30 protein-coding genes are annotated in these 25,328 nt (G+C 69.7%); 12 read left to right on the top strand and 18 right to left on the bottom strand.

The window, feature by feature from the left end:
* Positions 1-86: 86 nt before the first annotated feature.
* The 5 genes from OG798_RS05350 to OG798_RS05330 all read left to right on the top strand — a co-directional run bounded on the left by OG798_RS05350 (position 87) and on the right by OG798_RS05330 (position 3,498).
* The gene (locus tag OG798_RS05350) at positions 87-509 is read left to right on the top strand and encodes a nuclear transport factor 2 family protein (RefSeq protein ID WP_328756434.1); all 423 of its coding nucleotides are present in this window, start codon (positions 87-89) and stop codon (positions 507-509) included.
* On the top strand, positions 509-1,348 hold the full coding sequence (locus tag OG798_RS05345) for an NmrA family NAD(P)-binding protein (protein ID WP_121417561.1): 840 nt from the start codon (positions 509-511) through the stop codon (positions 1,346-1,348). The genes OG798_RS05350 and OG798_RS05345 overlap by 1 nt, the downstream gene beginning before the upstream one ends.
* On the top strand, positions 1,345-2,496 hold the full coding sequence (locus OG798_RS05340; RefSeq protein WP_267060539.1) for an alpha/beta hydrolase family protein: 1,152 nt from the start codon (positions 1,345-1,347) through the stop codon (positions 2,494-2,496). Before OG798_RS05345 ends, OG798_RS05340 begins: the two co-directional genes overlap by 4 nt.
* Positions 2,497-2,506: 10 nt before the next feature.
* Complete coding sequence (locus OG798_RS05335) at positions 2,507-2,755, top strand: hypothetical protein (RefSeq protein ID WP_143669760.1); 249 nt, start codon at positions 2,507-2,509, stop codon at positions 2,753-2,755.
* Positions 2,756-2,892: 137 nt separating this feature from the next.
* On the top strand, positions 2,893-3,498 hold the full coding sequence (locus OG798_RS05330; RefSeq protein WP_121417563.1) for a TetR/AcrR family transcriptional regulator: 606 nt from the start codon (positions 2,893-2,895) through the stop codon (positions 3,496-3,498).
* Here OG798_RS05330 and OG798_RS05325 read toward each other — a convergent pair.
* The 4 genes from OG798_RS05325 to OG798_RS05310 all read right to left on the bottom strand — a co-directional run bounded on the left by OG798_RS05325 (position 3,471) and on the right by OG798_RS05310 (position 5,706).
* The gene (locus OG798_RS05325) at positions 3,471-3,824 is read right to left on the bottom strand and encodes an alpha/beta fold hydrolase (protein ID WP_267060538.1); all 354 of its coding nucleotides are present in this window, start codon (positions 3,822-3,824) and stop codon (positions 3,471-3,473) included. The two genes, OG798_RS05330 and OG798_RS05325, sit on opposite strands and share 28 nt — an antisense overlap.
* 202 nt (positions 3,825-4,026) lie before the next feature.
* Positions 4,027-4,233 (bottom strand): three-helix bundle dimerization domain-containing protein, encoded by a 207-nt coding sequence (locus OG798_RS05320; RefSeq protein WP_097226985.1) that lies wholly within the window; start codon positions 4,231-4,233, stop codon positions 4,027-4,029.
* Positions 4,234-4,261: 28 nt separating this feature from the next.
* The gene (locus tag OG798_RS05315; protein WP_097226986.1) at positions 4,262-4,657 is read right to left on the bottom strand and encodes a luciferase domain-containing protein; all 396 of its coding nucleotides are present in this window, start codon (positions 4,655-4,657) and stop codon (positions 4,262-4,264) included.
* A gap of 221 nt (positions 4,658-4,878) precedes the next feature.
* Positions 4,879-5,706, bottom strand: coding sequence for an SDR family oxidoreductase (locus OG798_RS05310; RefSeq protein WP_328756433.1), 828 nt, complete (start codon positions 5,704-5,706; stop codon positions 4,879-4,881).
* A gap of 77 nt (positions 5,707-5,783) precedes the next feature.
* On the opposite strand from OG798_RS05310, the gene OG798_RS05305 reads away from it, so the two are divergent.
* Positions 5,784-6,233, top strand: a complete 450-nt coding sequence (locus OG798_RS05305) for a MarR family winged helix-turn-helix transcriptional regulator (RefSeq protein ID WP_095856814.1) — start codon at positions 5,784-5,786, stop codon at positions 6,231-6,233.
* A 73-nt stretch (positions 6,234-6,306) separates the two neighbouring features.
* Here OG798_RS05305 and OG798_RS05300 read toward each other — a convergent pair whose 3' ends face one another.
* Positions 6,307-7,245 carry a TIGR03620 family F420-dependent LLM class oxidoreductase gene (locus OG798_RS05300; RefSeq protein ID WP_328756432.1) on the bottom strand — a complete coding sequence of 313 codons (939 nt, stop codon included), beginning with the start codon at positions 7,243-7,245 and terminating at the stop codon, positions 6,307-6,309.
* Between the two features lie 187 nt (positions 7,246-7,432).
* Here OG798_RS05300 and OG798_RS05295 point away from each other — a divergent pair, with 187 nt between their 5' ends.
* A complete protein-coding gene (locus OG798_RS05295) occupies positions 7,433-8,362 on the top strand; it encodes a LysR family transcriptional regulator (RefSeq protein ID WP_267060535.1) in 930 nt (309 codons plus the stop codon).
* Positions 8,363-8,430: 68 nt separating this feature from the next.
* On the opposite strand, the gene OG798_RS05290 is transcribed toward OG798_RS05295, so the two are convergent.
* From OG798_RS05290 to OG798_RS05280, 3 genes are all read right to left on the bottom strand, one after another.
* Positions 8,431-8,961 carry a DoxX family protein gene (locus OG798_RS05290; RefSeq protein ID WP_328759985.1) on the bottom strand — a complete coding sequence of 177 codons (531 nt, stop codon included), beginning with the start codon at positions 8,959-8,961 and terminating at the stop codon, positions 8,431-8,433.
* Positions 8,962-9,321: 360 nt separating this feature from the next.
* On the bottom strand, positions 9,322-10,323 hold the full coding sequence (locus OG798_RS05285; RefSeq protein ID WP_267060534.1) for a zinc-dependent alcohol dehydrogenase family protein: 1,002 nt from the start codon (positions 10,321-10,323) through the stop codon (positions 9,322-9,324).
* A gap of 88 nt (positions 10,324-10,411) precedes the next feature.
* Positions 10,412-11,011, bottom strand: a complete 600-nt coding sequence (locus OG798_RS05280; RefSeq protein WP_267060533.1) for a TetR/AcrR family transcriptional regulator — start codon at positions 11,009-11,011, stop codon at positions 10,412-10,414.
* 198 nt (positions 11,012-11,209) lie between these two features.
* Here OG798_RS05280 and OG798_RS05275 point away from each other — a divergent pair, with 198 nt between their 5' ends.
* The 3 genes from OG798_RS05275 (at position 11,210) to OG798_RS05265 (ending at position 12,804) form a co-directional block, all read left to right on the top strand.
* Positions 11,210-12,328 (top strand): PP2C family protein-serine/threonine phosphatase, encoded by a 1,119-nt coding sequence (locus OG798_RS05275; protein ID WP_413253508.1) that lies wholly within the window; start codon positions 11,210-11,212, stop codon positions 12,326-12,328.
* A gap of 94 nt (positions 12,329-12,422) precedes the next feature.
* Positions 12,423-12,638: a hypothetical protein gene (locus tag OG798_RS05270; protein ID WP_267060532.1), complete on the top strand. Its 216-nt coding sequence runs from the start codon at positions 12,423-12,425 to the stop codon at positions 12,636-12,638.
* A complete protein-coding gene (locus tag OG798_RS05265) occupies positions 12,595-12,804 on the top strand; it encodes a hypothetical protein (RefSeq protein ID WP_267060531.1) in 210 nt (69 codons plus the stop codon). Before OG798_RS05270 ends, OG798_RS05265 begins: the two co-directional genes overlap by 44 nt.
* 25 nt (positions 12,805-12,829) lie before the next feature.
* Here OG798_RS05265 and OG798_RS05260 read toward each other — a convergent pair whose 3' ends face one another.
* The 3 genes from OG798_RS05260 to OG798_RS05250 form a co-directional block, all read right to left on the bottom strand.
* Positions 12,830-13,213: a hypothetical protein gene (locus OG798_RS05260; RefSeq protein WP_267060530.1), complete on the bottom strand. Its 384-nt coding sequence runs from the start codon at positions 13,211-13,213 to the stop codon at positions 12,830-12,832.
* Between the two features lie 332 nt (positions 13,214-13,545).
* Positions 13,546-14,610, bottom strand: a complete 1,065-nt coding sequence (locus tag OG798_RS05255; protein WP_267060529.1) for an LLM class flavin-dependent oxidoreductase — start codon at positions 14,608-14,610, stop codon at positions 13,546-13,548.
* A 126-nt stretch (positions 14,611-14,736) separates the two neighbouring features.
* Positions 14,737-15,297: an NADPH-dependent FMN reductase gene (locus tag OG798_RS05250; protein WP_267060528.1), complete on the bottom strand. Its 561-nt coding sequence runs from the start codon at positions 15,295-15,297 to the stop codon at positions 14,737-14,739.
* Between the two features lie 85 nt (positions 15,298-15,382).
* Between OG798_RS05250 and OG798_RS05245 the strand changes: the two genes are divergently transcribed.
* A complete protein-coding gene (locus OG798_RS05245) occupies positions 15,383-15,844 on the top strand; it encodes a MarR family winged helix-turn-helix transcriptional regulator (RefSeq protein WP_267060527.1) in 462 nt (153 codons plus the stop codon).
* A gap of 19 nt (positions 15,845-15,863) precedes the next feature.
* Here the strand turns inward: OG798_RS05245 and OG798_RS05240 are convergent, their stop codons facing one another.
* From OG798_RS05240 to OG798_RS05210, 7 genes are all read right to left on the bottom strand, one after another.
* Positions 15,864-17,054 carry a thiolase family protein gene (locus OG798_RS05240; protein ID WP_328756431.1) on the bottom strand — a complete coding sequence of 397 codons (1,191 nt, stop codon included), beginning with the start codon at positions 17,052-17,054 and terminating at the stop codon, positions 15,864-15,866.
* A gap of 50 nt (positions 17,055-17,104) precedes the next feature.
* Positions 17,105-17,749: a CoA transferase subunit B gene (locus OG798_RS05235; protein WP_095856826.1), complete on the bottom strand. Its 645-nt coding sequence runs from the start codon at positions 17,747-17,749 to the stop codon at positions 17,105-17,107.
* Entirely contained in the window at positions 17,749-18,531 is a 783-nt protein-coding gene (locus tag OG798_RS05230; RefSeq protein ID WP_328756430.1) for a CoA transferase subunit A, read from the bottom strand. Before OG798_RS05230 ends, OG798_RS05235 begins: the two co-directional genes overlap by 1 nt.
* Before the next feature lie 116 nt (positions 18,532-18,647).
* On the bottom strand, positions 18,648-20,411 hold the full coding sequence (locus tag OG798_RS05225) for an FAD-dependent oxidoreductase (protein ID WP_267060524.1): 1,764 nt from the start codon (positions 20,409-20,411) through the stop codon (positions 18,648-18,650).
* A gap of 14 nt (positions 20,412-20,425) precedes the next feature.
* Positions 20,426-22,417 carry a maleylacetate reductase and hydroxyquinol 1,2-dioxygenase domain-containing protein gene (locus tag OG798_RS05220; RefSeq protein ID WP_328756429.1) on the bottom strand — a complete coding sequence of 664 codons (1,992 nt, stop codon included), beginning with the start codon at positions 22,415-22,417 and terminating at the stop codon, positions 20,426-20,428.
* A gap of 203 nt (positions 22,418-22,620) precedes the next feature.
* Positions 22,621-23,496, bottom strand: a complete 876-nt coding sequence (locus OG798_RS05215; protein ID WP_328756428.1) for a helix-turn-helix domain-containing protein — start codon at positions 23,494-23,496, stop codon at positions 22,621-22,623.
* 288 nt (positions 23,497-23,784) lie between these two features.
* On the bottom strand, positions 23,785-24,360 hold the full coding sequence (locus OG798_RS05210; protein ID WP_121417567.1) for an ester cyclase: 576 nt from the start codon (positions 24,358-24,360) through the stop codon (positions 23,785-23,787).
* A gap of 160 nt (positions 24,361-24,520) precedes the next feature.
* Here OG798_RS05210 and OG798_RS05205 point away from each other — a divergent pair, with 160 nt between their 5' ends.
* Positions 24,521-25,132, top strand: a complete 612-nt coding sequence (locus OG798_RS05205) for a TetR/AcrR family transcriptional regulator (protein ID WP_121417568.1) — start codon at positions 24,521-24,523, stop codon at positions 25,130-25,132.
* The last annotated feature ends 196 nt before the right edge of the window (positions 25,133-25,328 follow it).

The following is a 25,328-nucleotide window of genomic DNA, read 5'->3' as shown; positions in this document are numbered from 1 at the left end:
GGACTGGCGGTCCGTATGCTCCAGTGTATACGGACTATCGGTCCGCTTTCATTCGGGTGTCTTCGAGCAGAACGGAAACCTTGATCATGGCAATGCCAATGACGGCCGCGGAGCTCTACCGCCACGGTCTGCGACTGCTGGTGGAGAAGGACATCCCCGGCTGGGTGGCCCTGTGGGACGAGGCCGGCGTCCTCGAGTTCCCCTTCGCGCCCCAGGGCTGGCCGGAGCGGTTGGAGGGCCGGGAAGCCGTCGGGGACTACATGCGCCACTACCCCGACCACGTGGACATCCACGACTTCCCCGACGTGACGATCCACCAGACCACCGTCCCCGAGACGATCGTGGTGGAGATGCGCGGAGTCGGCCGCCTGGTCGAGACCGACAGTCCCTTCGACATGACTTACATCGCCGTGGTCACGGTCAGGGACGGACGCATCACCTCCTACCGCGACTACTGGAACCCTCTCGCCGTTCAGCAGCCCGGCGCCGACTTCGTAGGAGCCAACTGATGCACGCCCCCAGCGCCACCTTGGTCATCGGGGCCACCGGCACCACCGGTAGCCGTGTCGTCGCCGGGCTGGTCGCCGAGGGCCACTGCGTCAAGGCGGCCGGCCGAAGCGCCACCCCGGTGGAGGGTGCGGAGGCTGTCCGCTTCGACTGGAACGAGCCCGCGACCTTCGGTGAGGCCCTCGACGGCGTCGACCGCGTCTACCTCATCCCGCCGATCGGCTCCTCGGACCCGGCCGCGGTCATGCTGCCCTTCCTCCGTCAGGCCCGATCGGCGGGCGTGCACCGCGCGGTGCTGCTCAGCTCATCGGCGATCCCCGCGGGCGGTCCCGCGGTGGGACAGGTCCACCAGGCACTGCCCGGTCTGTTCGAGCAGTGGGCGGTGCTGCGGCCGTCCTGGTTCATGCAGAACTTCGCCGGCCTCACCCCCCACGCGCGCAGCATCCGCGAGGACGGCGCCATCCTGACGGCTACGGGAGACGGCCGTGTCGGGTTCGTCGACGCGGAGGACATCGCCGCCGTCGCCGTACGCGCCCTGACCGACGAGCAGGCCCCCGATGCCGACCTGATCCTGACCGGGCCGCAGGCGCTGAGCTACGACGATGTCGCCGCGATCATCACCGAGGTCACCGGCCGACGCGTCGAGCACCGGCATCTGACGTTCGAGCAGCTGCGCGACCGCTGGGCGGCGGAGATACCACTCGAGTTCGCCACCATGCTGGCCGGCATGGACCGTGCCATCGCCGACGGCGCGGAGGACCGTACCTCGGACACCGTCCAGCGCCTCACCGGTCGCCCCCCGGGCACGTTCCGCGCCTTCGCCGAACGGGAGTTGTCATGAAACAGCTGATGTTCCATGACGATCCACCCTTCTGGTTCGAGACCCTGCGCAACCTCGGTCTCGCCGCCTACGGCGGCTCGGACGTCGGCGAGGTCATCGCCACCGCCTCCCGCGTCACTCCCGGCGACTACGAGAGCTGGCACGACGCCTGGCTCTCCACCGCCGAACGCCTGGAGGCCGAGGCACGCGGAAGCCATCCCGTCAGCGCACGCGACGGACTGCTGCGCGCCTCCAGCTACTACCGGGCGGCGGAGTTCTTCCTCCACGGCCACCCCGAGGACCCGCGCATCGACCACGCCTACGAGCGCGGCGTCTCCTGCTTCCGCGACGCCATCGCCCACTTCCCGGGCGTCACGCCCGTGGAGATCCCCTACGAGGACACCGTGCTGCACGGCTACTTCTACCGGGCGGCGGGCGAGGGCCCGAGGCCGGCCGTGGTGATGCACAACGGATTCGACGGCGCCGCCGAGGAGCTGCACTTCTCCGGCGCCCTCGGCGGACAGGAACGCGGCTACCACGTCCTGACGTTCGACGGTCCAGGGCAGCCCGCAGCCATCCACCGGGACGGGCCGACCTTCCGGCCGGACTGGGAGAACGTGGTCGGTCCCGTCCTGGACTTCCTCACCCGGGACCCGGGTGTCGATCCCGCCCGCATCGCGCTGCTCGGCGTCAGTCTCGGCGGCTACCTCGCGCCCCGCGCGGCCGCCTACGAGCCGCGCCTGGCAGCCGTCGTCGCCCTCGACGGTGTCTTCGACGCCGTCTCCGCCCTGACCGCGCACCTTCCGCTGCCGCACGAAGAAGCCGTCCGGCGCGCGGCAGCCGAGCACGACGAGGAAATGGACCGCCTGATCGCCGACGCCCGGGCGCGGAGCCCGATTCTGCGCTGGGCCTTCGATCACGTCCGGTACACGGGCTCTTTGCGCAGTGCTCCAGGGTTCAGCCTGGGGGTGGAGTGCATCCTGTGGCTGCGACGCGGAGTGTTGCGGTGCCGGGCGGGGCGGGGTGGGCGCGGAGCGGCCGCAGGGCTGCCCGGCGGAGCCGGGGGATGCTTCGTCCGGGCCGTGTTGCCCGTATGGCGGCAGTGCGGAAGTGTTCCGGTGAGGCTGGGTTCGGCTGATCGGGTCGGGGTTGTCGGTGGTGGGTGTTAGCGTCCGGATCATGCAGCTTCGGTATAAGGACGGGAGTGCCGGGAAGATCACCTGCCCCGTGCTGGTGTGCGAGGCGACCGACGACCTGTTCTATTCCACCGCCGAGGAATCCGATCCGCGCAAGCTGTACCGGCGCCTCACCGCACCGAAGACGCTTCTCAGCTTCACCGAGGAAGAAGGCGGCGACGCCCACTGCCACCCGGGTGCCCTCCGTCTGGCGGTTGCGCGTATCTTCGACTGGCTCGACGACACGATCTGACGCGTTGCGCGTCAGGCGGAACGCTCGGCTGCCGCCCCTGGGTGCGGGAGGTGCGGCCGGGCGCGAGCCGCCACTCACGCGAACCCACCGCATATCATTCCCGGGGGCCGGGACAGGCCGAAGACCAAGGAGGCCCCGTGGCCCAGCGCACAGAACGCGCGGACGCCCTGCGCAACCGAGAAGCCGTCCTGGCTGCCGCCGACGCCCTCTTCGCGGCCAGCAGCAGCCCCCACAGCGTGTCGATGGACGACATCGCCGCGGCCGCGGGTGTGGGCAAGGGCACCCTCTTCCGCCGCTTCGGCGACCGCGCCGGCCTGATCGGCGCTGTGATCGCCTCCCGCCTCGACCCCCTGCAGCAAGCCGTGCGGGAAGCGCAGGACGCAGCCGGATCCTCATCGCGGCAGCGGGTGTTGGACCTCCTCGATGCCTCCCTGCGCTTCAAGATCGAGAACCGGAACCTGATGACGGCCGCGGAGGACGCCGGGCTCAGCAGCCCCTACCAGGCCGAGCACTACGGCTGGTGGCACGAGATCCTCCGTGCGGCACTGGAACAGGTGCCCGGCGTCCACAACGCGGATTTCACCGCCCACGCCCTGCTGGCCGCCATCCGCGCCGACCTCGTGGCGCACCTGATCGACGATCAGAAGATGACGCCCGAAGGCCTGCGTTCGTCGCTTGCGGCCTACATCGACAACGTCCTCGGCGGCAGTTCCGATCAGCCCGGCACGCGCAAGGACGCGTGAGCGACTGCTCCCGGGCTGACATGCGGTGGGGCCGGGCGGGCGTCGGTTCGGGCTTGGTGCGGTCCGCCGTCGATGAGCAGCAGCCGGTCGAAGAGCTCGGGCCTGTTGGCGGCACCGCGCAGGGCGACGTACGCGCCCAGCGACTGCCCGGTCAACGCGACCGGACGGCCGTGCCCGAACTCCTCTGCGGCGCGGCACACATCGGCCGCGTGCCGACCGATGACGTAGGGGCCGGGCACGGCGGCACTGCCGCCACGACCGCGTAGGTCACGCGCGTACATGCTCCACTCGGCGGGCAGATGCCGGGCCACCGCGCGGAACGACATCCCGGAAGCGGTGATGCCGTGTGCGGCGATGGCCGTGAGGGGGCCGCTACCGAAGCCACTTACCGCAACGTCCCTCCGGCTACGGACAGTTCTCCTCCGGTCGGGTCGTCCACGTGCTCTCCTCGAGGTCCCGCTGAACCGCTTCTCGGCGAACAGCTCGAGACCCGCCACAAGGATGCGTCCCGCCGTGCGAAGCGCGAAGTCAGCCCGCGGCCTCGTTCAAAAGGGCGCGCGCCTTGCGTTCGACCAGGACCGGAACGAAGTCGCGCACGGGCCGCTCACTGAAGGCAGTGTGTGCCTTGGCTACAGCCGCTTCGACCTGTTCGGGCGTACACGTCTTGTCGTAGGCGCTCGTGAGACGTTCGACGACTCCGCGGATGGCGTCTTCCTCGCGCGTCTCGACAGCCACGACGTCCCCTGCCTGAAAGATGTGCTCCTCAGCTTCCGCTGGAATTGTTACGCGGAAGCGCCATGTCCTGCTGATCATTACACTTGGCCGACGGCGTATCGCGGGAAACCGGCCACGCCTGATGGGCCTGAAGAGCGAGGCTCACCAGGGTCAACAGCAGGTCCATGTCCGTCTCGACTTCGAGGCGTGTCGTCACCCAAGGCGAACCGGGCACCAGACGGAACGCGGTCGCGCCCCTGAGGTGGTCTTCGAAACGCCGGATGGCGCGGGCGGTGAGGTGCAGGTCAACGTCTTGGTCCGTATGGAAGTGGACGATCTCGTTCTGGACCGTGCTCAGTGCCCGCCCCGTGCCACAGCTTGGCGGTGTCTCCGTGAGGTCCGGCCAACTCGCCAGTTGCGCCATGGCGCGCAAGGCCATCGTCATGTACCCATCATGCCCAGCTCACCACGAAGGCATCATGACTTGGGGAAGCCGTAACTGAGGCGCACCGCTTGAATGTCCGGATACCAGCTCGCAGGCCGACGGGGCTTCTACGGCGCCTTCGGCTCCCGGTGTCCGCCGAACGCGACGCGCCGCCCCTGAGGCGGCATGTTGGAGCGGTCGCCGAAGCCGACGTGGGCAAGGTGGTCGTCGACCTGCAGCTCTCACGCCCCGAGCCAGGAGGCGGTCAGAGCCTGTACGGCCGAGCCGTCGGTGTCGGCCAGCTTGACCGCGGTGAAGCCGGCCGCGGACTCGGAGCTCTGGTAGCGGAACCGGGGCTCGGCGGCGGTCAGAGCGCCCACGACGGTCTCCGCGCACTCCCGGGCCGACTGCGCCGCGGAGAACGCCTGCTGGGTGCGGGCCAGATAGCCGTTGATCACCGACTGGTAGTCCCCGGCTCCGGCGACCAGGGCCTCGACGTCCCGGTCGGCCCGTACGTTCGCGACGAATTCGGTGGCCACCGCGCCGGGCTCGATCACACTCACCGCGACACCGAGCTTGCCGACGACCGGGGCGAGACTCTCCATCCAGCCCTCGACCGCGAACTTGGCGGCGCAATAGGCCTCGTTGAACGGCTGGCCGACGACGCCTCCGACGCTGGTGACCGTGATCAGACGCCCCTCGGCGGCGCGAAGGTGCGGCAGCGCGGCCTTGGTCACCTGGACGACTCCGAAGAAGTTGACCTCCATGACGTCGCGGACGTCGTCGACGCTCTCCAGCTCGATGGTGCCGAGGTGTCCGGCCCCGGCGTTGTTGATCAGCGCGTCCAACCGTCCGTGGTCGGCGATCACGCCGTCGACGCAGGCCCTGACCGAGTCCGGATCCGTCACGTCGAGCTGTCGGACGTCGGCGTCGGGCAGCCGCTCGAGCAGTGCCGCGGCCGTGTCGGTGTTCCGCATGGTCGCGATGACCTCGTAGCCCGCCTTTGCGGCGAGTACGGCGGTTTCCAGACCGATGCCGGTCGACGTGCCGGTGACGAGGGCGATCTTCATGACGAACCTCCATGGTTGCGTGTACACACACATATTAGGGTTGTGTGTGCGTGCACGCAAATTGGTAGACTCGCCTGGTGACGGACATCAGGCTCAAGCAGGCAGAACTGCCTGTCGAGGACCAGGCGTACTACCGCCTCGTAGGGGTGAGCAGTGCCCTCACCTCACGCGCGAGCGCCCGACTGGAGGAGGAGTTCCGCCTGCCGGCCTCCTGGTTCGAGGTACTGCTCTGGCTCTACCACCAGGACGGGCCGCTGTCGGCCACCGATCTCGGCTCCTGTGCGTTGATCAGCCGAAGCCAGGTCTCACGGGTGATCGACGCCCTCCAGGCCCGCGAACTGGTCACCCGCGCCCCTTCGGCCAGCGACGCCAGATCCGTCGAGGTGACCATCACGCCGCAGGGCCGTGACCTCTTCGAGCGCGCGGACGCCGCCCGCCGTGAAACCCTGTCTCCGGTCCTGGCGGACAGGCTGGACCCGGCCGAGCTCGAAGAACTGGCCCGCATTCTCCTCAAGCTCAAGGGCTGACGGCGGTATCGGCCGGCGCCGCCCCGGTGCACGTCCGAGGCGCACCGGGACCGGGCCGCCGGACAACGCCGGTTCACACCGATCGGTCAATGCCGACCAGCGCCGGGGCGAGCCACTCCAGCTGGTCCACGCCGACCGAGAAGTCGGTGCCGACCTGCGACAGCAGCGTCACGTGATCCGCGCCGGCGGCCAGGTGCTCGCGCACCTTGGCCGCGATCGCGGCCGGATCACCGTGGCCGATGACCGCGTCCACCAGCCGGTCACTCACCTCGGCGATCTCCTGGTCCGAATAGCGCAGCCGGGCCAGCCCTGCGGCGTACGACGGCTGGCCGAGGCCTGCCGACACCCGCTCCCGTGCGATCGCCCGCGCCCGGTCGCGGTCGCTGTCGGGGACCACGGACAGTCCCACGACCAGCAGCTTGTCCGGGCCGAGCACCTGCCGGGCCTGCGCGGTGAACTCGGGAGGCTGCACGGCGGGCAGCGCTCCGTCGGCGATCTCGCCGGCCAGCGCCAGCATCTTCGGACCGTTCGCGGCGATGATCCGGGGAACGGCGACGTCGGGCGCGGGCGTCTGGGTCGGGGCGGCCATCCGTTCCACGTAGTCGCGCATGGTGGCCAGCGGGCTGCCGAACTCCTGGCCGACGTCGGCCGCCTGCTGCGGGTGGCCGACCCCGAGGCCGAGCACGAACCGGCCGGGATAGGCCTGGGCGAGTACGGCCGCCGCACCGTGCATGGTCTGCGGTTGCCGGGCCCAGATATTGGCGACGCTGGTGCCGAACGCCAGCTGCTCCGTTGCCGACAGCAGCACGGCCAGCTGGACGAGGGCATCCTTGCCACCGATGACCTCGTTGGTCCACACGGCGTGGTAGCCGGCGCGTTCCAGGCGGTGAACGGCCTCGCGCTGGAGATCGATGGACAGGGGGGTGGTGAAGGAGACCGGCAGGGTCACGCCGACCGGCCCCAGGGCCCGGCGGGCCGCGTCGATCACGGTAGTGGTCCCCGTGGACCCCATGAACATCCTCCTCGGATTGCCGGCGGACACGGCGCTCGATGGTGTCCGACCGGTGATTCCACTGTGTGACCCCAGTGCACTCCAGGTCCAATGAATGTTTCGCCATACGCATCCCGCTGTGCGCAACACCGCAGTTCGCGGCGGCCATTGGGGCATACGCCGATGAGCGAGGGGCTACGCTGCAGAGGTGTCCGACTCGCCACCACCTGCCCAGGACCTCGACCTGAAGTTGGTGCGGTGCTTCACCGTCGTCGCCGAGCACCGGCACTTCGGTCGCGCGGCCACCGCCCTGCACCTCACCGCGTCGTCGCTGAGCCGGCAGATCAGTCGTCTCGAACTGCTGGTGGGCGCCCGACTGCTGGACCGCACCCCGCAGGGCAGTCGGCTCACCGAGGCCGGAGAGGTCTTCCTCCCGCTCGCCACAGCACTGCTGCGCTCCGCCCACCAGGCCACGGCACGTGTCCGGGCCGCCGCCCAGCCCGCCCGGATCACCATCGGCTACATCGCGAACATCATCGTCACTCCGGCGGTGCGCGAGTTGCGCCGGCGGCACCCCGACGCCGAGGTGCGCTCCGTCCACCTGCCCTGGAACGAACCACGGGCCGCGCTGCTCGATCACCGGGTGGACGTGGCGGTGGCCCGGCTGCCGTTTCCCACCGACGAACTGCACGTCACGGTCCTCTACGACGAACCCCGGGCGCTCCTGGTGCCCCTCGACCATCGCCTGGTCGGCAAGAAATCGGTCACCCTCGACGACATCGCCGACGAACCCCTGTCCCGGACGCTCGACCCGATGTGGAACGCCTTCTGGCGAGTCGACCCCCGGCCCGACGGACGCCCGGCACCCGACGGTCCGCTCATCGAGGGGACCGTCGAGGACAAGATCGAACTCATCGCGGGTGGGCAGGCCGTGGCCATCGTTCCGGCCGGCGCCCGCATCAACGGCCTGCGCCCCGACCTCACCACGATCCCGCTGGAGGGTGTCGAACCCAGCCACGTCGTGCTGGCCACCCGCGCCGGCGACCGCGGCCGTCTCGTGACCGCCTTCCGCCGATACGCCGAAGCCCACCTCACCGCTCCCGACCCAGGGAGATCTGAGGTTGGCCCTCCCGCATGATCCGCGGAACGACTCCGTGGTGCGGCTGGAGAATGGCTGGCGGCTGGCGAATGGCTACTGGCCAATGGTTAGAGGATGAGGACGATCGCGGCGCCTATTCCGCCCAGGAACAGAGCGAAGGCCGCTTCGGCCCAGCCTCCTCTGCCCCACGGGAAAATACGGTCGACGGCCAGCTTTCCGGGGCCGATGGCCGCCACGGCGAGTGCGGTGACGGTGATACACACGCTGTACTCCACACCGCCTTGGGTGTCCCACAATCCATGCGCCCCGCTCACGGTCGCCATGGCATTGATCATCACGCCGATCACGGCAGCCGCCGCCAGCGGTGTGAACAGCCCCAGAGCCAAGCCGATGCCGCCCAGGAATTCGGAGCCGCCGCCTATGGCGGCGTAGACCTTTCCGGGACGGTACCCCAGCGCGGCGAATCCCCTGCCCGTAGCGGTGAGGCCGTCGCCACCGAATATCCCGAAGAGCTTCTGGGCACCGTGTGCTGCCATGAGCAGGCCGAACGTAAGCCTGATGAGAAGCAGACCGCAGTCACCTGCGGAGACCGCTGCCCGCGCGGGGGTGTCGACTGTCGGAGCGGTGGGAGAGCGCAGTCGCTGCGTTATGTAATTCACGGGGTGCTCTTCTCTGCAACGCGCTCCGGAACGGTACCGGCTGACTATCGAGGAGCTCGCAGAGTTGATGGTCCGGTCGCCATGGCGCGTTGAAGACCTTCAAGACCTTCAAGACGCCAGGTATGGAGGGCCACAACGCTGCCGCACGCGGCCGGAAAGGAAGTTCTCGCGTCGGAGGATCGCGTCGGGCCGCCGGTCGTCTTCTCGTGTAGCGATACGGCCGCACTGTCCCATCCTTACTCCATTCCTTTCCTCATGCCTTTCCTCATGCCTTTCCTCATGGTCGAGCGTTCGACGGGGAAGGTACGGGAGCACGACAGGCGGAATACGGAGCGCGACTCACGGTCCGCCGGGAGCCTGGGCAATGTCCACCACGACCTTGCCCGCCGCGGTGCCCTGTTCGACCGCCGCGTGTGCGTCGGCGACGGAGTCGAGGGTGAAGGTGCGTGGGTCGAGCCGTGGCTTCAGGGAGCCCGCGTCGGCGAGGGCGGTGGCCTCGCGCATGATCTCGCCGTGGTGCGCGCGGTGACTGCCGGTGAGCATGGGCATGAGGGTGAACACACCGGAGTAGGTGGCGCCCCGGAAGGAGAGCGGAGCGAGGGCGTGGGTGCCCCAGCCGAGTGCGCTGACGACGTGGCCGGTGTACGTGCGCACGGCCGTGAAGGAGGCGTCGAGCACGGGACCGCCGACGGTGTCGAAGACGATGTCGAAGCCCTCGCCGCCGGTGTGTTTGCCGACGTACTCCGCCACGGACATCGCGGTGCGGTCGATGGGCGTGGCGCCGAGGCGCGCGACCGTCTCGGCGTGGGCGGGGGAGGTGGTGGCGTAGACGTCGGCGCCGTGGGCACGCGCGATCTGGATGGCCACGTGTCCGATGCCGCCGGCTCCGCCGTGGATGAGGACCTTGTGTCCGGGACGGACTCGGGCGCGGTCGATCAGGCCCTCCCACGCGGTGATGAAGACCAGAGGCAGTGCGGCGGCTTCGCGCAGGGTCAGGGCGGCGGGTTTGACGGCCAGCAACCGGGCGTCGACCGCCGCGTACTGGGCGAGGGAGCCTTGGAGGTCGCCGACCCCGCCGGTGAGTCCGTAGACCTCGTCGCCGACTTCGAATCCGGTGACGTCGGTACCGACTTGTTCGACCACACCGGCGAGGTCGAGGCCGAGTACGGCGGGCAGGACGGTCCGGGCGTGTGCGGCCTTCCCCGCCCGGATCTTGAGGTCGAGCGGGTTCACTCCGCTGGCCGCGATCCTCACCAGGACCTCGCCCGGTTCGGGGGTGGGCCGGGGGAGCTCTTTGAGTACCAGGGGTGCCCCGAACTGTTCGAGGATCGCTGCGCGCATGGCCCTGCCTTCCTTCCTGGAAGTTGTGCGTGAGTACGGAGCCGGAGGCGTGGGGCGTGTCGCGGTCAGGGGTGTGCCCGGTGGCCTGTCACGGGAGGTCGTCGGCCGTGTCGCGGCGGGTGTGGTCGTCGAGGAGGCGCCGGGCCGCGGATCTGGCCTGATCCACCACCGCGCGGTCCTGGAGCAGCCGCCCGGACGCGAGGGCGCCGTCTATCAGGAGGCCGAGGTGGCGGGCGAGGGAGTCGGGGTCGGCGGCACCCGCCTCGGTGCTGAGCTGTGTCAGCCAGGTGTGCCGGCGTTCGACGTGCTGCACGGTGATGGCCCGGGCGTCGGAGTCGCGCGCGGTCTCGACTGCGGCACTGACGAAGGGGCAGCCGAAGAAGCCGTGCCGGTCGAAGGCGTCCGTCAGTGCGTCGAAGAGCCCGGTGATCCGGTCCGCCGCGTCGTCGCCCGCCCGCTCGGCGGCCGCCTCCAGTTGGGTGCGCCAGGATATGTCGGTTCTGCGCAGGTAGGCCGCGACCAGCTCGTCCTTGGTGCGGAAGTGGACGTAGAGGGTGGATTTCGCCACCCCTGAGGCGGCGATCACCTGGTCCACGCCGACGCCCCGCAGGCCGTTCGCATAGAACAGGTCGGCCGCCGTGTCCAAGATCTTCTCGACCGTGTTCGTCCTTCTCGTGCGCGTCGCCATGTGCGGGCACCTCCCTTAATCGAACAGACTAGTCCGTTCGATTAAGGGGAGCAAGGCCGGTCATCGGGATCGACACTCATGCGCGGCGAACGATCGGGGCCACCGTTCCGCCGTCCCGCCGTGCGTCTACGGCCCTGAGCCGGGCCTGACCGCCCGGTGCCCCGCTCGATATCCACTTCGGCCGATATGATGCGTTTTGTGATCATGTCCGGATGGCTGCGGCGCCGTCGTTCCCTCGGCGGTGGCTGGTGGGAAGCTGCCCCGCTGTCACCGGTGGTCCTCACCCTCCTCATCACCTGCCTGGCGTTCTCCACACCGAGGGAGATCGCCGTCAGCCGACTCCTGCCCGCCGCCCCTGCCCTCGCCGCCGCGATGTGGCCCGTACTCCCTACGATCCTGCTGGGCACGTTCTGCCTGCTGGTCATGATCAGCCTCAGCTTCGTCTACGCCGACCTGGGCACGCAGTACACCGCGGCGGCGATCGTCGCGGTCACCCTGGCGGCCGCCTACGCGAGCCATGTCCGACTTCAGCGGGAGGAGGTGCTCTTCCACATCCGCCTCGTCGCCGACGCGGCCCAGAAGGTACTGCTGCGCCCTCTGCCGCACCGCATGGACGGCGTCGAGATCGAGTCGCTGTATCTGGCGGCCCAACAGCAGGCCAGGATCGGCGGCGACTTCTATGAAGCCGCCGCCACGCCGTACGGGGTCCGGCTGCTCATCGGCGACGTACGCGGCAAGGGCCTGTCCGCGGTGGGGGCGGCCTCGGCAGTGATCAGCTGCTTCAGGGAGGCCGCGTACGACGAGCCCGACCTGAGAGGCGTCATCCATCGTCTGGAGATCAGCATCATCCGCCACAGCGCCGCGTTTCCGGCACAGGACCTGCCGGAGCGCTTCGCCACCGCTCTCATCGCCGAGATCCCGCACGGCGGCGGCCACGTCAGACTTCTCAACTGTGGGCACCCTCCGCCGTTGCTCTCGCATCGTGGGAAGATCCGCGTCCTGGATCCCACCACTCCCTCGCCGCCCCTGCACCTCGCGGCGCTCATCGGAGACCAGTACTGCGTCGACACCGTCGCCTTCACCCCGGGCGACCAGCTACTGCTCTACACCGACGGCGTAACGGAGACCCGGGGCCGCACCGGCGAGTTCTTCCCGCTCCCGGACTGGATGCGGCGGCAGGGCCCGAAGCCGCCCCGTGAGCTGCTCGACCGGCTTCACCAGGACCTGCTGCACTACAGCGGCGGCAGGCTCAACGACGACATCGCGGCCCTCGCGGTGAGGTGCCCGAGCACCCAGGCACCGGAGTACCCGGTGTAGGTGGCCGGATGCCGTGGTCGGGGCCCACGGTCGGATCCGCGGTGCGGCGCGGGCGGTGACGCGACGAAGTCGGCCAAGGCTCGTTGATCACCGCATGAAGAACGTCACCCGCCTGACGCGCTTCGACCACGAGGTGCGCGAGTTCGTCCACGCCAACGGTGCCAGGCCCGGTTTCTCGGCCCTCCTGGACGGCGTCTTCTGGTCCGGCGACCTGAAGAAGGCCACCTACGAGCGTTCACGCGAGTTCGACGTCGACCAGGTCGGCCGTGAACCTCCAGGCCCCCGGCGTCAGCCGGACCCGTCTGCATGACGCGCTGCTCGCGGACGCGGAGGCCCGCGACCGGCTCGGCGGCGGCTCGGTCACCCTGGACGGGCGGCTCATCCTCATCGCCCCGCTCGCCGACCTGCCGGTGGCCCGGAGGTTCACGGCCGAACTCGGCGTCGACTGGAACAAGGCCGAGGAGTTCGTGAGCTGAAACCGTGCCCCCGCCCGGCTGAACGTCACGCGCGCCGGGGGTCGGCCGGTAGACGCGTGATGGCCACGAAGGTCGCGAAGGCGGCCAGACTTCCGCACGCGAGACCGGGCCAGTCGGCCCAGTCGGGATCGGTGGGAGCGGATACCACGGCTCTGAAGAGCCTGTCCGCGGACCATCCCGCCGACAGAGCGGCGACGAAGGCCGGCCAGCGATGCCGTACCCCCTTGACGACGTCGTCGAGGAGGGCTTGCACGGTGCCGACGAACATCACGACCACCACCATGTCCCCCCAGCCGAGTGCGGCGGCACCGGCCCCCGCCGCGACCACGAAGAACCAGACCCGCGCCAGGGGCCGGACCGGGGCGGCATCACGAGAGGCCTGCCGCGGCAGCCAGAAGAACCGCCGCACGCTCTCCGTGAAACCGTGCCTGTGCTCTCCGCCGTCAGATGTCACATTGCCCCCGACTACCGGCTCGCCCGCGGAATCATTCGGCTCGCGTCAGCTGGACGCACGGCAGGGAGCGAAGGTTGCGGCGTCGGCAACGGGAAGGGGCGGTATCCGTCGGCCCTCCGTCGCGCACTCGGTGCGCGGGCCACGGATACCGCCCCGACGGACACGGCTACGGCCGTGTCCGATGGGTCGCGTGCTCCCACAGTCGCGACCCTCCTGCAGCCGTGTCAGCCATCACGGGGTGCAGGCGGCTTGGACGGCGACGCCGGTCGGCTCGAGGGTGGAACACCTCACGAGGCCATTAGCTTCCGCACTCGCGGGGCCACCTCGGTGCCGAAGAGCTCGATGGTGGTCATGAGCGTCTCGTGCGGCAGACCGTTCATCCCGTACTTGAGGTCGAAGCGGCTCGCGTCGAGCTCCCGGAGGGTGGTGGCGATCTTCTGCGCCACGGTCTCCGGTGATCCGACGAACAGCCCGCCGCCGGGACCGACATCGCTCATGAAGTGCTCGAATGTCGGGACGCGGAATCCTCGCTGCCGGGCCACCATGCGCATGGTCTTCTCGTAGTACGGCCAGAACTCCTCCACCGCCTGCTTGTCGGTCGCGGCCACGTGCCCCGGACTGTGCACGCCGACCGGCACATCGGGTCGGTCGAACTTCTCCAGCGCCTGGCGGAAGAGCTGCGAGAAGGGGGCGAACCGCGCCGTCGGACCGCTGATGATCGCGAGCATCAGTGGGAATCCGTAGCGTGCGGCACGGACGACGGACTGAGGATTGCCGCCGACGCCGATCCAGGTGGGGATCGCTCCGGACTCGCTGTGCGGGTAGACGGGCTGGTTCGTCAGCGCCGGCCGGGTGCTGCCGGACCAGGAGACGGGCTTCTCCTTGCGCAGTTCGGCGAAGAGGCCGACCTTCTCCTCGAAGAGGGTGTCGTAGTCGCCGAGGTCGTAGCCGAACAGCGGGAAGGACTCCGTGCTCGAGCCCCGGCCGAGAATCACCTCGGCACGGCCGTCGGACACGGCGTCGAGGGTCGCGTACCGCTGGTAGACCCGAACGGGATCGTCCGAGCTGATGACGGTGACACCGGATCCCAGACGTATGCGCGAAGTACGCGACGCGATCGCCCCGAGCACCACATCCGCCGCCGAGAGCGGCATCCAGTCGACGTGGTGCTCACCGATGGCGAAGTGGTCGAGTCCGACCTCATCGGCGAGGACACCCTCCGCCACCAGGTTGCGGATCGTCTCGCCGTGCGAGAGCGGTCGGCCCTGGGCGTCGTCGGTCACGTCGCCGAACGTGTCCAGCCCAAGCGTGATCGGGTGCCCACCCGCGGGGGAGGCGGCACGTTCTGACATCGGCGGATCTCTCTTTTCCCGAAACGGTCGACAGGTGACTCAGGCCGCGCCCCGCACCCCGCGCCGGTGTCAAATGTCAAACGCCGGTGCGGGGCATGGGTGGGCGGCGCCCCGTGATTCCTCGCGTCAGCCGACGCGCAGCGGAGCGAGGGCGTTGCTCCACGCCACGACCTGGTCGAGGGTGGCGGTGACGGCGTCACGGTGGCTGTCGGCGGGCTTGAAGACGCTGAAGTTCTCGAAGTCGGTGAACAGGGAGAGCGCCACCTGGGAGCGGACGTCCGCCATCTGCAGTTCACCGGCGATCAGGCGCAGGTGCTCGACGGCGCGGACGCCGCCGGTGGAGCCGTAACTGACGAAGCCGACGGCCTTGTTGGCCCACTCGGCCGCCAGGAAGTCGATGGCGTTCTTCAGCGCGCCGGGCACCGAGTGGTTGTACTCGGGGGTCACGATGACGAAGCCGTCGAACGAGGCGATCTTCGCGGCCCACTGCTGCGTGTGCGGCTGGCTGTACTGGCCCATCGCCGGCGGGTAGGCCTCATCCAGCAGCGGCAGCTTGTAGTCCACCAGGTCGACGAGCTCGTACTGTGCGTCGGTGCGCTGCGTGGCCAGCTCGTGCACCCAGTGGGCGACGGCCTCGCCGTTGCGTCCGGGGCGCGTGCTGCCGAGGATGATGCCGATCCTTGTCATGTTCTGCACCTTCGCTTGTATGTGTGCTTGTCGAGTCAAGTAAATGTATGAGTGCTTGCCGTGTCAAGGAGATAGGGTGTGAGGCATGCCCTACGACGAACAGCCCCTGCGCCCCTTGGACCAGACCGAGGAATCGCTCGTGCGCGCCCTCGCCCACGTCATGATGGCGCTGCCGCGACTGGTGGACACGGACATGGTCGGCGACGGAGGGCTGCCCCTTTCCGAGTACACCCCGCTCATGTTCCTGTCCGAGGCGCCCCACCGCCGGATGCGGATGAATGAGCTCGCCACCGCCTGCAACCTCTCGCTCAGCGGCATGACCCGTGTCGTCAACCGCCTCGAAAAGCAGGGCTTCGTCCAGCGGGCCAAGTGCCAGGAAGATCTGCGCGGTTGGAACGCCGTCCTCACCGACGACGGCCTCGCCCGTCTCCAAGAGGCCTGGCCCGCCCACCTGGCCAGCATCCGGCGGCACGTCCTCGACAACCTCGCCGGCCACGACCTCGCCGCACTCACCGCCGCACTCGAACGCGTGGCGACGACACCCTGACCCGGTGGCGGTCGCCGCCTCAGCGCTCCAGGACCAGGGCCAGGCCCTGCCCGACGCCGATGCAGAGCGCGGCCAGGCCCGTGCCCGAGCCGGCTTCCGCGAGCTGATGGGCGACCGCTCCGGTGATACGAGCGCCGGAGGCGCCGAGGGGATGCCCGACGGCGACGGCGCCGCCCTTCGGGTTGAGGATGTCGGAGTCGAGTTCCGGCAGGGCGGCGAGACAGCCCAGCGCCTGGGCGGCGTATGCCTCGTTGAGCTCGACGGTGTGCAGGGCGTCGAAGGTGCGGCCCGCCTTCGTCAGGGCCTTGCGGATGGCGTCGACCGGGCCGAGACCGAAGTACTGCGGCTCGATGCCCGTCACGGCACTGGCGCGGATCCTGGCCAGCGGCTCACGGCCCGTCTCGGCCAGCCCGGCCTCGTCGACCAGCAGCAGGGCAGCCGCGCCGTCGTTGAGAGGCGAGGCGTTGCCGGCCGTGACCGTGCCGCCCGCACGGAAGACCGGCTTGAGGCGGGCCAGCGCTTCGAGTGAGGTGTTGTCCCGGATCCCCTCGTCGCGGGGCAGGTCCACACCCTCGACGGGGACCACCTCGGCGTCGTACGCACCGTCCTTCCACGCCCGGGCGGCCTTCTCGTGACTGGCGAGCGCGAAGGCGTCCTGGGCCTCGCGGGTGATGCCGTACTTGTCGGCGATCAGCTCGGCGCTCTCGCCGAGCGGGATGGTCCACGCGTCGGGCATCCGCGGGTTGACCATCCGCCAGCCGAGGGTGGTGGAGTACAGCTCCTGGTTGCCGACCGGGAAGGCGCGCTCCGGTTTGGGCAGGACCCATGGGGCGCGGCTCATGGACTCCACTCCGCCGGCCACGGCGACGGAGGCGTCGCCGAGTGCCACCGCGCGGGCGGCCTGGATGACCGCCTCCATCCCCGAGCCGCACAACCGGTTGACGGTGGTTCCGGGGACCGTCACGGGAAGACCGGCCAGCAGCACGGCCATACGGGCGACGTCCCGGTTGTCCTCCCCGGCGCCGTTGGCGTTTCCGAAGAACACGTCACCGATGAGGGACGGGTCCAAGGCGGGAGTGCGGCGGAGCAGTTCACGTACGACTCCGGCGGCGAGGTCGTCGGGGCGCACGGCGGACAGGGCACCGCCGTATCGGCCGATCGGGGTGCGGACGGCGTCGACGACGTAGACGTCCCGCAGGCGCTCGTTCATCGAGACTCCTTGTGGTGGGGGGAGTTGGGGAGGGGGCTGCTGAATCGGGGTCAGCCGACGGGGTCCGGCACGCGCACGGGCGCGGCGGTACGGCTGACGATCTCGTCCGTGCTGACGCCGGGAGCGGTCTCGACGAGGACGAGTCCGTCCTCGGTGACGTCCAGCACGCCGAGGTCGGTGATGACGCGGTCGACGCAGGCCACGCCGGTGAGAGGCAGGGTGCACGCGGCGACGAGCTTCGGACTGCCGTCCTTGGCGCAGTGTTCCATCACGACGACGACTCGGCGGGCGCCGTGGATGAGGTCCATCGCACCGCCCATGCCCTTCACCATCTTGCCCGGGATCATCCAGTTGGCGAGATCTCCGGTGGCGGAGACCTGCATGGCTCCCAGAATGGCGGTGTCGATGTGACCGCCCCGGATCATTCCGAAGGACAACGCGGAGTCGAAGAAACTCGCACCCGGCAGTACGGTGACCGTCTCCTTGCCCGCGTTGATCAGGTCGGGGTCCACGTCCTCCTCGGCCGGGTACGGCCCGACGCCGAGGACGCCGTTCTCCGACTGGAGCACCACGTGCACCCCTTCGGCCACGTGTTCGGGCACCAGCGTGGGCAGTCCGATCCCGAGGTTGACGTAGTCGCCGTCCTGGATCTCCGCCGCCGCGCGTGCGGCCATCTCGTTCCTGGTCCATGGCATCAGTGCCGCACCGTCCCTCGTGCCGACGGCGCGGAGACAGTGCGCCGTTCGATGTGTTTGTCCGCGGCCTGCTCCGGCGTCAGTTCCACCACACGCTGGACGAACACGCCGGGGAGATGGATCTCGTCCGGGTCGAGCTCGCCGGGCTCGGCCAACTGCTCGACCTCCGCGATCGTGACGCGGCCGGCCATCGCGGCGAGCGGGTTGAAGTTACGGGCCGAGCGGCGGAAGACGAGATTGCCGTGGCGGTCGCCCCTGGCCGCCCGCACCAGTGCGAAGTCGGTGGTGATGCCGTGCTCGAGCACGTAACGCCGGCCGTCGAACTCGCGGACCTCCTTGGGCGGTGAGGTGACGGCCACGGTGCCGTCGGGGGCGTAGCGCCAGGGCAGGCCGCCCTCGGCGACCTGGGTACCGACACCGGCGGGCGTGAAGAAGGCGGGGATGCCGCATCCGCCGGCGCGCAGGCGCTCGGCGAGCGTGCCCTGCGGAGTCAGTTCGACCAGCAGTTCACCGGAGAGGTACTGGCGGGCGAACTCCTTGTTGTCGCCGACGTACGAGCCGGTGACGCGGGCTATGCGACCGGCGGCGAGCAGGATGCCCAGGCCGCCGCCGTCCACGCCGCAGTTGTTGGAGACCACGCTCAGCCCGGTCACACCGGTCGCGTACAGCGCGTGGATCAGCACGTCGGGGACACCGCTGAGGCCGAAGCCGCCCACGGCCAGGGACGCTCCGTCCATGACGCCTGCCAGTGCCTCCTCGGCCGTGGCAACCACCTTGTCCATGTGCACTGCGCTCCGTTCCGGTCCGGCAGACTCGCCCCGAGTGGTGTCTGCCTCTGTTCGGGTTTCCCTGTGGGGGTGTGGGTGTGTGGCTGTACGCGGGTGTCGCGTCGCGGTCGTCAACGGTGCAGTACGGTCCTCAGGGCTGCGAGCAGCTCGCCGTATGCCGCGGAGTCGGCGTCCGGCGCCGAAGAGGCCCGCCAGGCGATGTGTCCGTCCGGGCGGACGAGCAGGCACCCGTCCTCGGCCACCTCCGATGTCCGGCGCCACTCGCCGTAGGCGTCGCGGCTGTCCTCGGCGCCGATGCGGACGTACTTCAGAGGAATCCCCAGAGCCTCGGCGCAGTCGGCCGCGGCCGACTCCCACACGCCACCGGACAGGCCGGTGATCAGCGTGAGGGTTCCCTTGCCGACGACGTCCAGCGTGGACAGGCGGTGGCCGTTGTCGTCGACGAGCCAGGCGTGCGGGAGTTTCGCGCCGGGGCGGGTCGTCGGCCGGTGGAAGAGCTCCGGATCCCGGGTCCATTCCTCGGCGGCGCCGGTGTCCTGTACGACCGCGGAGGAGTCGTAGCGCTGGTTCATCTCGACGCCATGGGCGTTGAACTCGTAGTTCTTCAGCTGAATGGCCTCTTCCAGCGCCTGCCGTCGCTTGGTGCCCTCGGCCGTCCCGCTGCGGCACGCGGCGAGACCGTCGACGATGTCCTCCTCCACGCTGTACTCGTCGAGTCCCAGTGCCTGGAAGATGGGGCCGAACTGGTCGCGGCTGAGGTTGGCGCGATCGACGATCTGCCGGCCGACCGGTGCCCGCTCAGCGGTGTACGTGTCGAGGAGCCCCGGGCCGGCCTGACCGCGGATGACCATGGCGAGCTTCCAGGCGAGGTTGTACGAGTCCTGGATCGAGGTGTTGGAACCGAGGCCGTTGGACGGCGGGTGCCGGTGCACCGCGTCCCCGGCGCAGAAGACACGCCCGGCCGAATACGTCGTGGCATAGCTGTGGTTGACCGTCCACAGCGAGCTCGACGTGATCTCGACGGGAATGTCGCGGTCGCCGATGAGGTCGTGGACGATGTCACGGGCGGTCGCCTCGTCCATGTGGGGCGGGGGCTGGTCGATGTCGTATCCCCACACCAGCAGCCATTCGTTCCACGGCCGCACCATGCGCACCAGCCCCATGCCGATGCCGCCCATGTGGGCGCCGGGACGCATCACCCAGTACAGAACGCTCGGGCGGTGGGCCACGTGCCGGGACAGGTCGGCCTTGAAGACGATGTTCATGCTGCCGGCCTTGCCGCTCTGCCCGGCGATCGGCAGTCCGATCTGCTCCGCCACGGCGCTGCGGCCGCCGTCCGCACCGATCAGGTAGCGGGCTCGCACGGTGAACTCGTCTCCGCGCACCCGGTCCCGGAGCCGGGCGGTGACGCCGTCGGCGTCCTGTTCCAGGCTGAGGAACTCGGTGTCGAAACGGATCTTGGCTCCCCGCGCCGCGGCGTTCTTCACCAGGATCGGTTCCAGAAAGGTCTGCGGAAGGTCGATCATCTGCGCGGGGCTGGCGGCACCGTACTCGGTCGCCGCGTGCGGGCCGGTGCCCCAGCTGCGGATCCGGCCGATCTCCTCGCCCGCCAGGGCGGTGCACAGAACGGTGTCGCCCATGAGTTCGGCGGGGCTCCCGGCCGCGGCGGCTTCGCCGTCCACGCCGAGGTCGCGCAGTACCTCCATGGTGCGCTGGTTGGTGATGTGCGCACGGGGGGTGTCGGCCAGCCAGCCGTACTTGGTGACGAGCAGGGTGCGAATGCCGTACGTGGCCAGGAGCAGGGCCGCGGATCCACCGGCGGGTCCACTGCCGACCACGAGGACGTCGGTGTCGTAGGTGTGGGTCGAGTCCATGAGACTGCTCCAGGTCAGTGTGCGGGGCCGTCGGCCAGGCGGGCGATGCGGAAGGTGAACTGCAGGTTGCGCCACTCCCCGTCGACGGCACGGCCGTCCGGGGTCGGCCCGATCCGGGGGGTGAAGTCCACGATCAGGCCCTCCTTGACGCCGAACACGGTGTCGGAGTCGATGTAGTGGCCGCCCTTCACGAACAGCTGGGTGATCAGGCGCTGGTGGCCGGCGGCGGAGATCATGAAGTGCAGGTGGGGCGCACGGTAGGGATGACGTTCGACGGCTTGGAGCAGCTGTCCCACCGGTCCGTCGTCCGGGATCGGATACTCGGCCGGCAGGGTCGTCCAGAAGCGCAGGCGGCCCTGCTCGTCGGTGCGCAGGCGGCCCCGCAGCACCGGTCCGTCCAACTCGGGCAACTGGACGTCGTAGAAGCCGTCCTTGTTGGCCTGCCAGACGTCCGTGACGGCATCCGGCACGGGCCGTCCGTCCGTGTCGGTGATGAGGATGTCGGCCCACAGAGGGGTGCCGGCCACCCCCTGTGAGATGTCGCCGCCCTGTGCGGTTTCCGGCGGTCCGTCCGTGTAGAAGGGGCCGAGGACCGCTGACGGTGTGGTCTGCGGGGTGCGTGAGTGGGTGAGCAGGTCGACGATGCTGGAGACACCGAGTGTGTCGGACAGCAGCACGAACTCCTGGCGGGTGCTGGTGGAGATCTGTCCGGTACGGGTCAGGAAGTCGATGGCCTGCTCCCACTCGGATTCGGTGACGTCATTGCTCGTCACGAAGTGGTGCAGGTGCCGTACCAGGTCGCTGAGCAGCTGCCTGCTCCGCGGATCGGGTGCGTCCGCGAAGCTCTCCACCACCTGGGCGGTCAGGCGCTCCACATCCGAAGCCACTGCGTGCGCCGCGGGGGCCGACAGCCCAGGGGTTCGCGGAGCCGGAGTCGGCTCCGCGGGAACCGCGGGACGGCGGCCCTGCCAGGCATCGCGCAACAGGCTCTCGATTCCCGTGGGCGTCAGCTCACGGGGGTTGGGGTACGGCGTGGCGACCGCCAGCCGCGCGGCCTGCGGCAGATCCGCCTCCGCCATGCCCAGCTCGCGCAGCGCGGTGGGGCCCCCGAGCGAGGTGATCAGGTCGAACATCCCGCTCGGAGCGTCCGGTACGCCGAGTGCGTCGGCGATGCGGCTCATGGCGTCCCGAGCGGCCGGGGCGTTGTAGGCCATCGCGTGCGGCAGGATCACGGTGTGCGTCGCGGCGTGCGCCAAGTCGAACGCACCCCCCAGCGTGTGGCACAGCTTGTGATGCAGGCCCATACCGACGGAGCCGAGGCAGGTACCGGCCAGCCACGCGGCACGCAGGAGGTCGGCGCGTGCCGCGGTGTCGGACGGCTCGGCCACGAGAGCCGGCAGGGCGCGGGCGCTCAGCGCGATCGCATCGAGCGCCATGGCGTCGATGACGGGGTTCGCCTGTGGCGCGTACAGGGCTTCCACGGCGTGTGCCATGGCGTTGACCGCGCTGGTGACCGACAGGCCCACCGGCAGGCCGAGGGTGAACTCGACGTCGTACACGACGGTCTCGGGCAGGATCGCGGGGGAGGCCACCGTGGTCTTGCGTCCGTCCTGTGTCTCGCCGAGGACGGGGGTGACCTCGGAACCCGCGTAGGTGGTGGGAAGGATCAGCTGCGGCAGATCGGTGCGGAGCGCGAGCGCCTTGGCCAGCCCCGTGGTGGAACCGCCGCCGACGGCCACCAGGCAGTCGGCGGAGTGTTCCCGAAGGAGGTCGAGGGCCCGTTCGGTCACGTCGACCGGAGTGTGCATGGTGGCACCGTCGAACTCCGCCACGATGACGTCACCGAGGACATCGCGGACCCGGGCGGCGGCCTTGGCCACCGACGGAGTGGACAGGAGGAGGACTCGGGAACAGCCGAGTCGCTCGACCTCCTCGCGGACCTGGCCGACCGTTCCGGTGCCGAAGACGATCCGCGAGGGATGGGAGGTATATACGAAATTCCTCATGGGGGTCCGCCTTCGCGTTGCCGTGGGTCCCTGAATTTCTGACTCTGAGTGTGGGGACGGCGGGCGCTCGGACTCCTGCACGTTTCGAGCGTGTTTCTGCAGGATCGGCGCGGTGCGTGGCTCTGGCGGGGGCGCGGGGCGGATGCGGTGCCTGTGGTGCGCCGGAGGAGAGGGGCGGGCGGGGCGGGCCGCGGAACGCGGTGTCAGCCCGCGCGTCGGACCGCGGCGGGGGTCGTGCCGAGTTTGGCGCGCATCACGCGCGTCAGGTGTTCCTGATGGGAGAAGCCGCAGTGGACGGCCACGTCGGGGATGGGCAGGACCGTGGTGCGCAGCATCCGGCGTGCGTGGTCCAGCCGTAGTTGCAACAGGAACTGGTGCGGAGATTTTCCGGTGCTGGTTCTGAACTGCCGACTGAACTGGCTCGCGCTCAGCCCGGTGGCGGCGGCCAGATCGGAGACGCGCAGCGGGTCGGAGATGTGTTGCTCCATCAATTCCCGTGCGGACACGAGCTGCTGGGAGGTCAGTCCCGACATCGCGCCGGGCGGGGCCGCGGGCCGACCGGCTGTGTGCGCGTGGGCGAGCTGCGCGGCGAGCATGCCGACGAGGTGATCGACGTAGGTGCGCGCGGAGGGCTCCCACTGCCGCACGACGCCGTCCAGAGCCAGCATGACCTGCTCGATCAGGGGATCCGAGCTGCCCAGTTCCTCGGCGAGTTCCACCGCCCCACGGCCGCCGTGCGCTTCCTGGAGGGCCGAGTCGCTGAGATAGAGGTGGACGGTGTCGAGGCCCCCCTGGAGTTCGACATCCAGCGCGCGACCTGCCGGGTGGACAAAGAGCCCCCCTGCCGGAATCCGCTGGGCTCGCATCGACCGGCCGGACCGGCGTCGGACGGTCACCGGGCCACTGAGGTGGAGGATCAGCAGATGAGTGGGGGCACTGTCGAAGGTCGAGTGGTACGGCGTTTCCCGCTGGGTGGACAGATACGCGTGCTCCCAGCCCAGACCCGAGCTCGTCCGGTCCGGGGCGACCCACGCCTGGCGCAGGATGCCACCGGTGTCGAGGAGCCCCAGCTCAGACATAGTTCCATCCCCGATCTCGGCGGTGGTGCCCATGCGAGCCTCCCATACGGTCGGCGATCAGGTCCATATTGTTGAGTGCTAAATCATTGTCGGATATTCCCGTCGGAGAGGGGGCGGGTTGGTCGGGGGGACGCCGACGAATGGTCGGGGTCGGTCGGGCGGCCGGGGTCCGGCCGCCCACCCCACTGCAGGCGCGGTGTGGGCGGGATGGCACGGTCGTCGGGTGGTTGCGTGAACGTTCTCCGTGTCATCCCGGTGGAGCCTGGCCTGCCAGGGCGCTGAGGAGGCTCAGTGGCTTGGTCCCCTGTCCTGCGGGCGGCCGGCTGCCTCGACGGCTTGCGCCGTGACGTCGGTCGCGGCGCGCGTGGCCCTTCCGGTCACCCGCCAGGCGACCATGCGCAGCGCGGTGGCCGGAGCGGGCGGGAAGACGCCGAGCTGGCCGAGCATGGTGATGTCGTCGCGCACGGCTTCGTGCCCGACCACTTTGCCGTCGCGGAGTTCGAGCACGTGGATCTGTTCGAAGTCGATGTCACGCCCGGTGGGGGGTATGGCCTGGTCGAGAGCGCCGTCACGGAAGCGGACGAAGGGACCTGTGTGGCGGCCCTGCATGCGAAGCCGTACCCAGACCTGCTCGTCGTTGCGGGCGATGCCGAGGACGGGGAAGGTCAGGTCGCTGAAGGCGAAGCGCATCCATGCGCCGGAGGCAAGGACGCCTGCGGGTCCGGGGAGTGCACAGGCCGCGGGTGACACGGCTGCCTCGCGGTTGTGGAAGTCCTCGTGCACCACCTCGGCGGCCAGTGCCGGATCGCCTGTCTCGAGGACCCGGAAGAGTCCGTGGGCCAGGTCCGTGGCATCCATGCCCATTGCGTTGATCCTTTTCGACGGGTGTGCGCTCTGAGGAGTGAGGCACCGACCGGTCCGAGGGGGACGGGCGGCGCGGTCGTAGCCCGGGTCGAGCACGAGGCCCGCCGACGAATATTGAGGTTATAGCACGCCTAATGAATTCACGCCTTAGGATGACGCCATGCCGTCCAAGCGCCGCTACGTCTCCCCGCTGCGCGAGCAGGCCGCCGCACGGACGCGGGCACTGATCCTCGGTCAGGCCACGGAACTGTTCGCCGAGCACGGCTACGGTCGCGTGACCGTCGCCGACATCGCTTCGGCGGCAGGCGTCGCCTCGAAGACCGTCTTCGCGAGTGTCGGGAGCAAGAGCGACATCCTGAACCGGATCGTCGACCAGGGTGTGATCGCCTCTGGTTACGAGCAGGCCATGGAGGACCTGCTCGCCCTGCGGACACCGGAGTCGGTTCTGAAAGCCCTGGCCCACGGCACGCGGATGGGCAACGAGGGGCAGTTCGCCGTGCACGAAGCGATCCGCAAGGCGCTGCCCGTGCATGAGAACGGCGAGGCCCTGTGGGAGCGCGCGACCGCGGCGTACCGGGACGCCCTCCGCGCGACCGCCCAGCACCTGCACCACCTGACTCCGCCGCCCACCCACTCGGTGCAGGAGACGGCCGACCTCCTCTGGTACTGGTTCGGTCCCACCGGCTGGCGAACGCTCGTGGTGGAGAACGGCTGGTCATGGGAGCGCGCCGAGGAAGTCCTCTACCGCACTTCGGTCGCCACCCTTCACTGACGCCGTTCGCCGAAATCCGCCTGCACGTCTCTAGGAGCGCTCGATGAACCGGACGCGGGGGGCCGATCGGGCTCATCGGGAGGCGCTCGGGTTGAACGGGCGTCGTTCGTGCCCTACGGATGGGTTCGTCGAGGTGCGATCAGCGGCAGACTTTGGAAAGGTCCCGGCCGTGGGCCGGGGCAATCCGCGGGTCCGG

This window comes from Streptomyces sp. NBC_00271, assembly GCF_036178845.1.
Lineage (GTDB): Bacteria > Actinomycetota > Actinomycetes > Streptomycetales > Streptomycetaceae > Streptomyces.
This window is presented reverse-complemented; position numbering and strand designations above follow the sequence as displayed.

Coding starts and splice junctions, on each gene's coding strand:
- OG798_RS05325 (WP_267060538.1), bottom strand. CDS start 3,824: ATGTCGTTCCGCGCGGTGGCCCGGCATCTGCCCGCCGAGTGGAGCATG.
- OG798_RS05350 (WP_328756434.1), top strand. CDS start 87: ATGGCAATGCCAATGACGGCCGCGGAGCTCTACCGCCACGGTCTGCGA.
- OG798_RS05285 (WP_267060534.1), bottom strand. CDS start 10,323: ATGCGCGCAGCGATCCTCGAACAGTTCGGGGCACCCCTGGTACTCAAA.
- OG798_RS05220 (WP_328756429.1), bottom strand. CDS start 22,417: ATGAGGAATTTCGTATATACCTCCCATCCCTCGCGGATCGTCTTCGGC.
- OG798_RS05245 (WP_267060527.1), top strand. CDS start 15,383: ATGCCCTACGACGAACAGCCCCTGCGCCCCTTGGACCAGACCGAGGAA.
- OG798_RS05210 (WP_121417567.1), bottom strand. CDS start 24,360: ATGGGCATGGATGCCACGGACCTGGCCCACGGACTCTTCCGGGTCCTC.
- OG798_RS05345 (WP_121417561.1), top strand. CDS start 509: ATGCACGCCCCCAGCGCCACCTTGGTCATCGGGGCCACCGGCACCACC.
- OG798_RS05340 (WP_267060539.1), top strand. CDS start 1,345: ATGAAACAGCTGATGTTCCATGACGATCCACCCTTCTGGTTCGAGACC.
- OG798_RS05240 (WP_328756431.1), bottom strand. CDS start 17,054: ATGAACGAGCGCCTGCGGGACGTCTACGTCGTCGACGCCGTCCGCACC.
- OG798_RS05315 (WP_097226986.1), bottom strand. CDS start 4,657: ATGACGATGGCCTTGCGCGCCATGGCGCAACTGGCGAGTTGGCCGGAC.
- OG798_RS05225 (WP_267060524.1), bottom strand. CDS start 20,411: ATGGACTCGACCCACACCTACGACACCGACGTCCTCGTGGTCGGCAGT.
- OG798_RS05230 (WP_328756430.1), bottom strand. CDS start 18,531: ATGGACAAGGTGGTTGCCACGGCCGAGGAGGCACTGGCAGGCGTCATG.
- OG798_RS05310 (WP_328756433.1), bottom strand. CDS start 5,706: ATGAAGATCGCCCTCGTCACCGGCACGTCGACCGGCATCGGTCTGGAA.
- OG798_RS05205 (WP_121417568.1), top strand. CDS start 24,521: ATGCCGTCCAAGCGCCGCTACGTCTCCCCGCTGCGCGAGCAGGCCGCC.
- OG798_RS05300 (WP_328756432.1), bottom strand. CDS start 7,245: ATGGGGTCCACGGGGACCACTACCGTGATCGACGCGGCCCGCCGGGCC.
- OG798_RS05250 (WP_267060528.1), bottom strand. CDS start 15,297: ATGACAAGGATCGGCATCATCCTCGGCAGCACGCGCCCCGGACGCAAC.
- OG798_RS05280 (WP_267060533.1), bottom strand. CDS start 11,011: ATGGCGACGCGCACGAGAAGGACGAACACGGTCGAGAAGATCTTGGAC.
- OG798_RS05335 (WP_143669760.1), top strand. CDS start 2,507: ATGCAGCTTCGGTATAAGGACGGGAGTGCCGGGAAGATCACCTGCCCC.
- OG798_RS05255 (WP_267060529.1), bottom strand. CDS start 14,610: ATGTCAGAACGTGCCGCCTCCCCCGCGGGTGGGCACCCGATCACGCTT.
- OG798_RS05215 (WP_328756428.1), bottom strand. CDS start 23,496: ATGTCTGAGCTGGGGCTCCTCGACACCGGTGGCATCCTGCGCCAGGCG.
- OG798_RS05270 (WP_267060532.1), top strand. CDS start 12,423: ATGAAGAACGTCACCCGCCTGACGCGCTTCGACCACGAGGTGCGCGAG.
- OG798_RS05235 (WP_095856826.1), bottom strand. CDS start 17,749: ATGCCATGGACCAGGAACGAGATGGCCGCACGCGCGGCGGCGGAGATC.